Origin of the sequence: Halomonas sp. CSM-2, assembly GCF_002119345.1 — a bacterium.
Classification (GTDB): domain Bacteria; phylum Pseudomonadota; class Gammaproteobacteria; order Pseudomonadales; family Halomonadaceae; genus Vreelandella; species Vreelandella janggokensis.
Genome location: NZ_NBYR01000027.1, coordinates 25,305 through 35,087, shown reverse-complemented (window position 1 = coordinate 35,087; position 9,783 = coordinate 25,305). Strand labels below are relative to the sequence as shown.

The 9,783-nt window shown below is 52.8% G+C and carries 10 protein-coding genes; 6 read left to right on the top strand and 4 right to left on the bottom strand.

What is annotated here, in order from left to right; genetic code table 11:
• Window positions 1-269: 269 nt before the first annotated feature.
• Window positions 270-590 carry a YbfB/YjiJ family MFS transporter gene (locus tag B7L15_RS17985; protein WP_139839394.1) on the bottom strand — a complete coding sequence of 107 codons (321 nt, stop codon included), beginning with the start codon at window positions 588-590 and terminating at the stop codon, window positions 270-272.
• Window positions 591-671: 81 nt separating this feature from the next.
• Between B7L15_RS17985 and B7L15_RS20045 the strand changes: the two genes are divergently transcribed.
• The 4 genes from B7L15_RS20045 (at window position 672) to B7L15_RS17965 (ending at window position 4,074) form a co-directional block, all read left to right on the top strand.
• Complete coding sequence (locus tag B7L15_RS20045) at window positions 672-1,148, top strand: winged helix-turn-helix transcriptional regulator (RefSeq protein ID WP_085920280.1); 477 nt, start codon at window positions 672-674, stop codon at window positions 1,146-1,148.
• Between the two features lie 160 nt (window positions 1,149-1,308).
• A complete protein-coding gene (locus B7L15_RS17975; RefSeq protein ID WP_085920279.1) occupies window positions 1,309-1,965 on the top strand; it encodes an Rpn family recombination-promoting nuclease/putative transposase in 657 nt (218 codons plus the stop codon).
• Window positions 1,966-2,324: 359 nt separating this feature from the next.
• Complete coding sequence (locus B7L15_RS17970) at window positions 2,325-3,155, top strand: type IV toxin-antitoxin system AbiEi family antitoxin domain-containing protein (protein ID WP_199284744.1); 831 nt, start codon at window positions 2,325-2,327, stop codon at window positions 3,153-3,155.
• Window positions 3,139-4,074 (top strand): nucleotidyl transferase AbiEii/AbiGii toxin family protein, encoded by a 936-nt coding sequence (locus tag B7L15_RS17965; RefSeq protein WP_085920277.1) that lies wholly within the window; start codon window positions 3,139-3,141, stop codon window positions 4,072-4,074. The genes B7L15_RS17970 and B7L15_RS17965 overlap by 17 nt, the downstream gene beginning before the upstream one ends.
• Here B7L15_RS17965 and B7L15_RS17960 read toward each other — a convergent pair.
• On the bottom strand, window positions 4,067-4,933 hold the full coding sequence (locus B7L15_RS17960) for a LysR family transcriptional regulator (RefSeq protein ID WP_085920276.1): 867 nt from the start codon (window positions 4,931-4,933) through the stop codon (window positions 4,067-4,069). The genes B7L15_RS17965 and B7L15_RS17960 overlap by 8 nt on opposite strands.
• A gap of 44 nt (window positions 4,934-4,977) precedes the next feature.
• Here B7L15_RS17960 and B7L15_RS17955 point away from each other — a divergent pair, with 44 nt between their 5' ends.
• Together B7L15_RS17955 and B7L15_RS17950 are read left to right on the top strand one after the other, a co-directional pair.
• On the top strand, window positions 4,978-6,255 hold the full coding sequence (locus B7L15_RS17955) for an MFS transporter (RefSeq protein ID WP_139839393.1): 1,278 nt from the start codon (window positions 4,978-4,980) through the stop codon (window positions 6,253-6,255).
• Window positions 6,256-6,645: 390 nt separating this feature from the next.
• Entirely contained in the window at window positions 6,646-8,178 is a 1,533-nt protein-coding gene (locus B7L15_RS17950; protein WP_254902982.1) for a C69 family dipeptidase, read from the top strand.
• A gap of 630 nt (window positions 8,179-8,808) precedes the next feature.
• Here B7L15_RS17950 and B7L15_RS17940 read toward each other — a convergent pair.
• A complete protein-coding gene (locus tag B7L15_RS17940; protein WP_085920274.1) occupies window positions 8,809-9,105 on the bottom strand; it encodes a DUF1330 domain-containing protein in 297 nt (98 codons plus the stop codon).
• A gap of 108 nt (window positions 9,106-9,213) precedes the next feature.
• Entirely contained in the window at window positions 9,214-9,735 is a 522-nt protein-coding gene (locus B7L15_RS17935) for a cupin domain-containing protein (RefSeq protein ID WP_085920273.1), read from the bottom strand.
• Between the last annotated feature and the right edge of the window lie 48 nt (window positions 9,736-9,783).

Here is a 9,783-nt window from a genome sequence, read left to right as displayed (position 1 = left end):
CAATTTGGCGGCGTGAGAGTGGCGAGAAGGTCAGTTTTTCAGGTACCATTTTGGAAGCGGCTGTTGGTGCTTGATGGATTGGTTAGGTTCTTGAAATCATAGCACTTTCAGCCGCTTTCTTTTATACCCTGTGAGAAATCCGGGCTAGCAAGAATGCTGAGTGTTTAGGGTGACGCTGAGAAACATGGGTCGCAAGAACCCCGCCAGCTACGAATGCGAAAGCACCGCCCATCCCAGCCAGTAGCCACGCATAGTTTAGTAATACCGAGTCATTTATGACGCCAAGTAAAATCAAAGCGGTAACGCATGCAATGACCACCAGCCATGACGCGATAAGCGCCTGCATAAGCGATGACACGTGCGGCTAATAAGGCCGCGACCATGTAGCCAGCCGCATTAACTGAGGTCATCCAACCGGCATCAGCATAGCTCCAGCCCAAACTCGGCTGCATTGCAGGAAGCAGTAGCGCGTAGGCGAATCGTGCAATGCCCAGACCAATCGCCGGGACCAGAGCCAATGCGATCACTGTCCGAAGGTCCGACTGAAAGCTAGGGTGGTTATTTGCGGTAGGAAGATCAATTTGTGACATCTACTGCACCCCTGAGTTTCTTTATGAAACTCAGTATATGCCACCCTGGGTTTTTTTTGCAAACCCTGCTATCATGATGTTATGAGAGATAAACAAGAGGTTCCGGTTTCACACACAGCTGTTCCAGTGTCCGAGTGCGCTCTTGCCAAAGCGATCGGGAAAATCGGTGATACCTGGTCGCTACTAATCTTGCGAGAGGTTGTCTGTGGCGTAGGACGCTTCGATCATATTAGAGAAGACTTAGGTATAACGCGTTCGGTTCTATCCGTGAGATTGGCGAGGCTGGTTGAAGAAGGTCTCCTGGAACATTATTACTACCGCGAACCCGGTCAGCGTTCACGGAAAGGATATGCGCTTACCGAGAAAGGGCGCGCCTTGCTACCGGTTTTGATTGCGCTGCGTGAGTGGGGGGGCAATTATCTTGAGCAAGGTTCATCCCGTTTACACCTCCAGCTGCAAACTAAAGATGGGAAGCGGGTCAGAACGCAGTTAGTCCGAGAGGATGGAACGGTAGTGGATGATGTATCTAGTTTGGTGGCAACAGTGCAGGCTGATTAAGACTGTACCCACAAATACATCCACTGTTCCCTGAGATGGCTCTTAATCCGCATGGTACGGAGCCAGGCTGAATCACTGACGTTCTCTTGCGAATCGCCCTTGAGGTGGGGGGGGGATTCGAAAGCTTTATTCAGCAAGGTGTCATTCACATATCCGCACCATGCCGGTTCGGCTGATGCACTACGCCGCTTGCTTCTACAGTGAGTTGCTCAAGCAGAAGGTCATCACACCCGGCCAGGGTTTACCGCCAGTGTTTCCGGTGGTGCTTTATAACGGCTCGGATCGTTGGACGGCATCGCTAGACCTGTATGAAATGATCACCCCGGAACCGCCGGGTCTGCTACAGGTCTACCAGCCACGGATGCGTTATTACCTGGTCGATGAAGGGCGCTATACTGATGAGCAGTTAGGCTTGGTGCAGTCGCCGTTAAGCGGGGTGTTCAGTATCGAGAAGGCCTCCACGAATCGCCAGGGGCTGCAGCAAGCCGTGGACCGAATTGTGGCGATTATTCAGGCTGATCCTCACAAAGAACGTATCGACAAGATTATTACCCGCTGGCTTAAACGCCACTTGCAGCGGCTCGGGGCTGAGGTCGACCTCAATCAGCTCAACAGTTTGGTGGAGGATAAAGACATGTTGGCAGAAAATTTGGAAAACTGGGCTCAGCAAGAGCGTCAGGAAGGCGAAAAGCTGGGTATTGAGAAAACGGCCCGTAATCTGCTCAAGCTGGGAGTGCTGAGTGATGAGCAGATTGCTGAAGCGACAGGCTTGGCGTTACGTGAAGTGGCTAAGTTGCGCACTGAAGGTGAGCACTGACCAGCTCTCATTTCCGTATTCCCGCTTCACACATAAAGCGAAAGGGCAGTCCAAGCGACTGCCCTTGCTGTATTTGGCTTCTGAGGATGACAGGTATCCCCATGCCATGAAAGAACCTGATGCAATGGTTCATATTCAGTAGTGAATGGCTGTTTAACGTGAATCAGCAGTGCGCGCTTAGCAAAACAAGCTAGTGGCAACCTAATTTCCTTTTGGTCTAAACGGCAGCCGCTTAACCCCGTGGGTAAGCAACGCTTGAGGGCGAGTTCAGGATAGATCCAGAAGGCTCACCCATAGTGATTAAAAAACCTTTTCGGTAAACCTCGCATTCACTGGACAGAGTTTTTGAAAGCCGTATTATGTTCACTATGAGTGAACAAAAATCGTCAAAATTAAACCAGTTGCTAGCCAGCCTCGGAGACTCTGATTTAGTCTCCAGCCGCTGGCTGCAGGCGCATGGCTATTCGAGAAGCCTTGTGGCGCGTTATGTCTCCAGCGGTTGGCTGGTGTCTCCGGCGCGTGGCGTTTATCTGAGAAAGGGAGGGCGACTGCAATGGCAGGGCGTATTGCGGAGCCTGCAAGAGCGTGAGGGCCTGGCATTATACGTCGGTGGGCGTTTCGCGTTGGCAATGCAAGGGTATGAGCACTACCTGCGCCTGGGCGAAGCAGCCACGGTAACGCTTTATGGGGATGCCCGTCCGCCCGGCTGGCTCAGTCAATTGGCACTGCCTGAACGATTTGAGTTCTGCGGCAAGCCTCCCTTTGACTGGCCGTTGTCTGATTTCACTGCGGATACGCAGAAGGATCAGCTACCTGAGCAGGGCCTTAAGCGGCTAGAGGTGCTTTCTGGTGCGGGAGCCATCGTTTGTTCCACGCCGGAGCGCGCGATACTGGAGCTTTGCGATGGCCCCGCTGGCGCGGCGCTGGTCTACGAAGCTGATACGCTTATGCAGAGTTTGGCAACACTGAGCCCAAGGCGGTTGACGGTGTTGCTGCGCCATTGCAGCAGCATCAAGGCAGCACGACTGTTTCTCGCCTTGGCGGATCGGTACCAGCATGCATGGCTTAAACGAATCTCGTTAGAGGGGGTGGATCTCGGCAGCGGTAAACGCGTTCTGGTGCCCGGTGGTCGTCTACACCCGACTTATCAGATCACGTTACCGAGGGACTTGGATGAGCACTTGGGATAAACGCTACACCGACCGCGTACAGCTACTTGTAGATATTCTCCCAGTGTTGTCACTGGAGCCTCGCATTGCGTTGAAGGGCGGAACGGCGATCAATTTGTTTGAGCACGATCTCCCTCGATTATCAGTGGATATCGATCTTACATGGCTGCCGACCCACGGTTTCGCTGAAGACGCCGCCGCGATTGATAATGCGCTGAACATGCTGGCTGATGCGTTACGGACTCAATCAAAAACAATGCGTGTGCAGCCGTCGGCGACTCAAGGCAGTCAAGGTGTCACGCGGTTGATTGTCAGCCGCGGCAGGGCACTTGTGCAGATTGAAACCACACCAGTAATGCGGGGCACGGTGCATCCAGTGCGTGAGATGGATGTTCGGCCGGTGGTGGAGGAGGCGTTTGGGTTTGCTTCTGCACAGGTGCTGAGTTTTGCCGATTTGTATGCAGGAAAACTGGCAGCAGCATTATCGCGTCAGCACCCACGCGACTTGTTCGATGTAGGACTATTACTGGATGACAAGCGAGCTGATAGGACGCTTTGGTACACATTCCTGGTCTATTTGACCTGTAGTCCAAAACCCGCCTGGGAAATTCTTGAGCCGCAGATGCCTAAGGATTTTGAAGATATTTTTCAGGCACATTTTAAGGGCATGACGTCGGAGCCTGTCACTGCGCATGAGCTACTGAAATATCGGGAACGGCTATTGGTACGTCTTGCTGAGTGGATAGATGAGCCTTCGCAAGAATTTCTGTTCTCCATCGAAGATGAGCAGCCGGAATTTGGTCTGATTGGTCTGCCCCAGGCTCGCGAACTGCCCGGCGTTAAACGCAAGTTGCAGAATTTGAGTCGTCGTTCCGAGGATAAACGCCGGGCAGACAGGCTTCAATTAGAACAAGCGTTGTCGCGGCTTTGGCCTAAGTAATTACATTGCAGCAAGCACGCACATAGTTAAGAAACTCGGTCACGGTTTGAGAGGTTCTTAAATCGGTATGCACCAACCCCCACATGGTCGTGCTCAATTCAGGGATGATAGGGCTGATTCGTTTGATGCCTGCGCCTTCTTTTTCCAGATACGTCGGTAACACCGCTGCATAGTCGTAATTGGCGACCATGAAGTAATCCATAAGAATGGAGTTGCTTTTTAATAGTCTGTTGTTAAGCAGGTTGTTTTTTGAGAACCACTCGCTGAGCTGTGGGTATTGCATTTCCGTATTGGGCGCAATCCACGAAATACCGCTTTCCAGCCAGTCAGTATGTTTGCTCTTTTGTGACACATAGACAGCCTGGTTAATGGGCAGGATTTTCTTACCGATAAGCGTTTCGTTCGGGCTGACCACAGGGCGAAACGCGATATCTGCGTCACGCGCCTCCAGGCTCATGAGTTTATTACTAACGATGACGCTTATGTTCAGCTCTTTGTATTGGCAATTGAAGTCGTGAATGATGTTGCCCAACAGGCCATACATTAATGTGTCTGTGGTAGTGACCGTCAAGTTGCCGGATAATGTTTCTTTGGCAGAGTAAAGTTTTCGCTGAGCATAAAGCACTTGTTTTTCGATTTCCTTTGCACTTCTCACCAGCTCTAATCCGGCAAGTGTTGGCACATAAGCATTATCTTCACGATGAAAGATCTTTACGCCACATTTGCTTTCAATGTCAGCAACTCGCCTGTAGATAGTGGCTTGGCTGACATGGAGCTTGCTCGCGGCTTGTTTAAGTGCTTTCTCTTCAGCGATCGCGAGAACAACTTTAAAGTCATCCCACTTTAGGTTCTCAATCATGAAAAACTCGTTCTCATTAATGATGGTTTACATGCAAGTCATGGGTGGATAGCGTTTCAATAAACGCTTTAACAGAAATTAATATTGCCATGAGTGAAACGCAACAAGCTTTTACACTGATTTCTTCACAGCAGAAATTCAATGCCATTCTGGTTGCCGCCCTGTGCGTTGTGACGGCCGGTAGTTATGTAACCCTATCAGGGTTGTTGACGTCACAGCTGATTGAGGAGCTTGGCTGGTCGTCCCTGAATACAACCTTTGGCATCACCGTCAATATGATCCTTTATGGTGCGACGGCACCCTTCGCCATTCATTTGATGGAGAAGCATGGGATCAAGAAAATTGTCATCGCAAGCCTTGTGATACTGTTGGCTGGCGCTTTGGTCTGTACGCTGAACTCAAAGATAATATTCAATCTTGCATGGGGTGTTTTGGTTGGGCTGGGGTGTGGCGCGTTAACGATGTCGTTTGGCGCTCTCTTTGCTCGTTCCTGGTTTGAGAAAACAGGCTTGCCGACAGGTATATTGACGGCTTGCTCGGTGACGGGGCAATTTGTGTTACTCCCCATGTGGGCCAAGCTGGCTGATGAGTTTGGCTGGCGAGCGCCATTAATAGGCTGTGTTGTCTTGACCCTGATCACAGTGTTAATTGTGTGTTTGCTGCTGAATGAGAAGCTCTCGGCGGTGAGAACGGTGACGGCTCATCATATTAAGCCGAATAGTACATTTAACGATGTGTTTATCAGCCTGAAAGGGTTTGTGAAGTGCAAGAAGTTTTGGGTCATCGCATTAGCCTTTGGCATGTGTGGCGCTACCACGAATGGCCTGATGTGGAGTAGCTTTACCCCGGCGGCCTCGTTAGAGGGAATATCGGTAGCGGAATCATCTTATCTGCTCTTGATAATCGGTCTTTTGAATATACCGGGCACCATTGGGGCAGGGTGGCTTTCAGATAAAATCAATAAGCAGGCGTTGCTGGCCGTTATCTTCTTTTTGCGGGGCGCGAGTTTGATTTGTCTGCCTTTTATTTTATCGCATCCCGTTGGCTGGGAGCTGATAGCCTTTGCCGTCGTTTTTGGCGTATTTGATGTTGCAACGGTGCCTCCGGTGATTACTTTGTGCAATCACATCTTTGGTGATCAAGGGCCTTCCGCTTTTAGCTGGATCAACGTGGCTCATCAGGTAGGCGCCGGGTTGGTTGCTTTTTTAGGCGGGTTAATTGCCTTTATGACGGGGTCATATTTCGCATTGTGGTTTATCGCAGGCGGTATTTGTTTCATTGCCGCTGTGATTGTGCTTAGTCCTTATCATGGCGAGCAGTAATGCCCTTTTTCGAATCTTGCGCGCGTGGGCAATAGCATTTCGAAGGCTGATAACGCCGCGGTTGGTGCCCTTTCTGCATGTCGCCTACTCTCGGCGAGGGTTGATGGCGGCTAGATAGAGCTGACATGGATTCCGCGTCGCCCCTCCTGACTCTATTTCTGGCATCTATCCGCGAAGGCAGCGAGGCGCTTCTTGGCTGCTAGGATAGGTAGGTATGCCGTATTTCTAAAAACATTGCGCAGCATTTGTTAGCGTAGCGCCTGGGTCAGTGGCCGATATCCTATGCCTTGAGCAGAGAGGTTATCGCTGCTGTTTTTTACCTCTACGTGGTTACCCGAAATACTGCAGTTTTCCATGAATTCAGGAAAGCCATATCAACATGGAGCCAAGATGATGAGAAAACGCTATCCCCTAAAACCGATGATGCTGGCCGTGCCGCTACTCGCGCTTAGCCCGGTAGCCTCGGCAAGCTATGCCTACTATGTAGGCAAAAACCTGACCGACGAGGGCGCCGTCATGATCGGTGGCACCGGTGAGGAAGTCTCCAGCCACTGGTTGGAGATCATGCCTGCCGAAGATCACTCTGCTGACGATACAGTGAGTGTTGGTGTCACCGCTGATGCCGGCATCCCCGGTGAGCTCATCGACATTCCGCAAGCCGAACACACTTTCCGCTACCTGTCGATGTCGTATTCCGACTATGAGGGTTTCCCTGCACCGCTCACCAACGGTGGTATCAATGAGCATGGAGTGGCCGTTCGTGACGTCTGGGCGACCAACCGCCAGGAACTGATCGACATGACGGAGACGCCGCAGCAGGGCCCTCAATACAGCGACTTGGCCAGGCTGGTGCTTGAACGCGCCGAGACAGCCCGGGAAGGTGTCGAGTTGATCGGAGAGTTAATTGATCAATACGGCTACTCCACCTATGGCGGCAATACGCACCTCATCGCCGATGAAAATGAAGGCTGGGTTGTTTGGGAGTTTGCTGGCAGCCAGGGGCTGTGGGCCGCCGAGCGGCTTGGCGATGATGACGTGCGTGTGCTCTATCCCGGCTATATTGAAGACTTCCCCGTCGACTTCGAGAACGACCCCGATTACATGGGCGCCGACAACCTGATTACCTTCGCCGAGGAACAGGGCTGGTACGCAGGCGAGGGTGATTTCAATGTATTTGACGTCTATGGCCGCCAGGATACCCAGGCGCGTACCGGTGGCTACAAATACATGTCCCAAGCAGACGTGGAAGAGGCCCTGCGCGACTTGGCGCCGATCACTGAGCGCGAAATGATGGCGCAGGTTCGTGATCATCGTATCGCTGACGATGAGGCGGGTTATGGTCAGGTCGCCACCTTGAAGGCCAACACGGACGCTGATATGCAGCAAATCTGGGTGGCGCCCACCGGCTCGTTAGCGGCTCCCTTTATTCCTTGGTGGCTCGGTGTCCAGGAGGTCCCAATGGAATATGGGCAGCACCGCTATCTTTCCAAGGGCGCCGCGTCTACCTTCCTCAACCCCGATTTTCAGGTGCAGGAAGCCAGTGATTTTGCGGGACGTCGCTTCAAGCAGGTCATGTACCTGATGTGCGAACAGCCTGAGCGCTTTCACGGCTCTGTTACCGAACTCTTGGAAGGCTTTGAACAAGATAGCTTCGATGACCTGAACTGGGTGGAAACCTCCGCCAAGACATTGATTGATCAGGGTATGCGTGACGAAGCCAGGCAGTTGCTTACCTTCTACAGCCAGCAGCGCGCCGATGACGCACTCGCGCTGGGGGATACGCTATTGGACTGGCTGAACGCTTCGCTTGAGCTTCATGATCAGCGCCGCCGCCCAGAGGGCGTTTTACCTAATGACCAGGGCGGCGAGACCGTTAATTGCTTGGTTGACGCCGACCCGGATAAACCTAGCAACGCTCAGTAACTAGCGCCTGCTTAAGGTTGTGAAAAGAAACGCCTCCTCGGCTGGTCGCCGGGGAGGCTTTCTTTTTAACCGCAAGATAGAAGTTGAGGGCAATAATTTTTGGATAAATATGCTGTATGCACATGCAGTTTTATAGAGTGGTTATACTTGGCTAATTAAGGGATTGTGCTAGCGATGCGTTGGCCGCAATAAAGTGGAGGCAGTAGTCGATGAAGGATCAATAAATAAAGATATTCACCAGCGAAGACGGCCAGGCACAGCTGGAAGTGGCGCTTGAACAGGACACTGTCTGGTTGAGTCAGGCACAGATGGCAGAGCTTTTCGGCAAAGAGCTGCGAACGGTTAACGAGCATATTGGCAACGTGTTCGCAGAGGGAGAGCTGGAGAGAGAAGGAACTATCCGGAAATTCCGGATAGTTCGCCAGGAGGATAAGCGTCAGGTTGAGCGGTAAATAGGCCACTACAAATTAGACGCCATCATTTCGGTTGGCTACCGAGCTGAAATCTCAGCGTGGTGTCGAGTTTGAGCAGGCGGTGAAACTGCTCAGCCAAACCCTGACCAATCAAGGGTTGGTATCTAACGAAGGCGAGTCCACTTATCGGCCTCTGTGGCGTTTCTGCCGCCACACCCTACGCCTCCTCAATCCCATCCACGATAAACACCCGATAGTCGGCCCCCTGGAAACGGTGCTGGCGGGCTTCCTGGTAGGCGGGGCTTTCATACCAGGCGCGGGCGGCGGCCATATCGGGGAAGCGTAAAATCACTGCCCCTTCCATTGCGCTGCCTTCGAGCACTTTAAAATCGCCGTAGAACGCGAGCGGTTCAGGGTCGTGGCCTTCGCGGGCGGCTTTCGCCTTTTCGCTGTAGCGCTCCATTTCATCAGTGTCGTGGGTGTGTTCTTTGATCATCACCACATAGGCTGGCATAGGGCTTTCCTTCGGTATCTGACATGGGAGTGCCAGAGCGGCTTGGGTCATGGCTCTGGCTACGTATAGGCCTGTTGATAATACCGTTTATCGGCAGGGTCAAGGTGATTACGCTGTCGTTTGGCGCCACAGGTTTTTCAACGGACCGCCGACCGGGTCGCTTTCGGGTATCGCCGTGCTCGCCACGCGCGCTTGCGCTGCTTCCAGCTGTGCCGGGTCGCCGCGCTCTATCGCTGGCTGTTGGCCGGGCGGGTAGGCGCCTACCATGCAGAAATCATCGTCCGCCTCCAGGCTTGCATGCCCAACCCCTGCGGGCAGCACCAGCACGTCGCCAGCGCAAAGCATCAGTTCGCGGCCGTTAGGGCCACCCAGTCGTGCTCGGGCTTGGCCGCGAAAGATGCCCAATACTTCGTGAGCGGTGGAGTGAAAGTGGTCAAAGTCATACAGGTGGTAGCGCCATGCCGGCGGCCAGCCGTGGCGCTTGAACATGGCTTCGAAGGTGGCGGCACACGCCTCTGGGTCACGAGTGTCGATAACATCCCGGTAGATCAACACTGGCAGTGGGGAGTTGGGGTAGCCGGTCGCGTCATCGCTGTCCAGATGGAGCGTTTCGGGTTGCTCGATACTCATCATGGCCTCCTGTGTCGTGATGGGTGTCTCTCAGCGTAGACGTTAGTG

Coding starts and splice junctions, on each gene's coding strand:
- B7L15_RS17935 (WP_085920273.1), bottom strand. CDS start 9,735: ATGAGTATCGAGCAACCCGAAACGCTCCATCTGGACAGCGATGACGCG.
- B7L15_RS20045 (WP_085920280.1), top strand. CDS start 672: ATGAGAGATAAACAAGAGGTTCCGGTTTCACACACAGCTGTTCCAGTG.
- B7L15_RS17950 (WP_254902982.1), top strand. CDS start 6,646: ATGATGAGAAAACGCTATCCCCTAAAACCGATGATGCTGGCCGTGCCG.
- B7L15_RS17970 (WP_199284744.1), top strand. CDS start 2,325: ATGTTCACTATGAGTGAACAAAAATCGTCAAAATTAAACCAGTTGCTA.
- B7L15_RS17940 (WP_085920274.1), bottom strand. CDS start 9,105: ATGCCAGCCTATGTGGTGATGATCAAAGAACACACCCACGACACTGAT.
- B7L15_RS17965 (WP_085920277.1), top strand. CDS start 3,139: ATGAGCACTTGGGATAAACGCTACACCGACCGCGTACAGCTACTTGTA.
- B7L15_RS17960 (WP_085920276.1), bottom strand. CDS start 4,933: ATGATTGAGAACCTAAAGTGGGATGACTTTAAAGTTGTTCTCGCGATC.
- B7L15_RS17975 (WP_085920279.1), top strand. CDS start 1,309: ATGCCGGTTCGGCTGATGCACTACGCCGCTTGCTTCTACAGTGAGTTG.
- B7L15_RS17985 (WP_139839394.1), bottom strand. CDS start 590: ATGTCACAAATTGATCTTCCTACCGCAAATAACCACCCTAGCTTTCAG.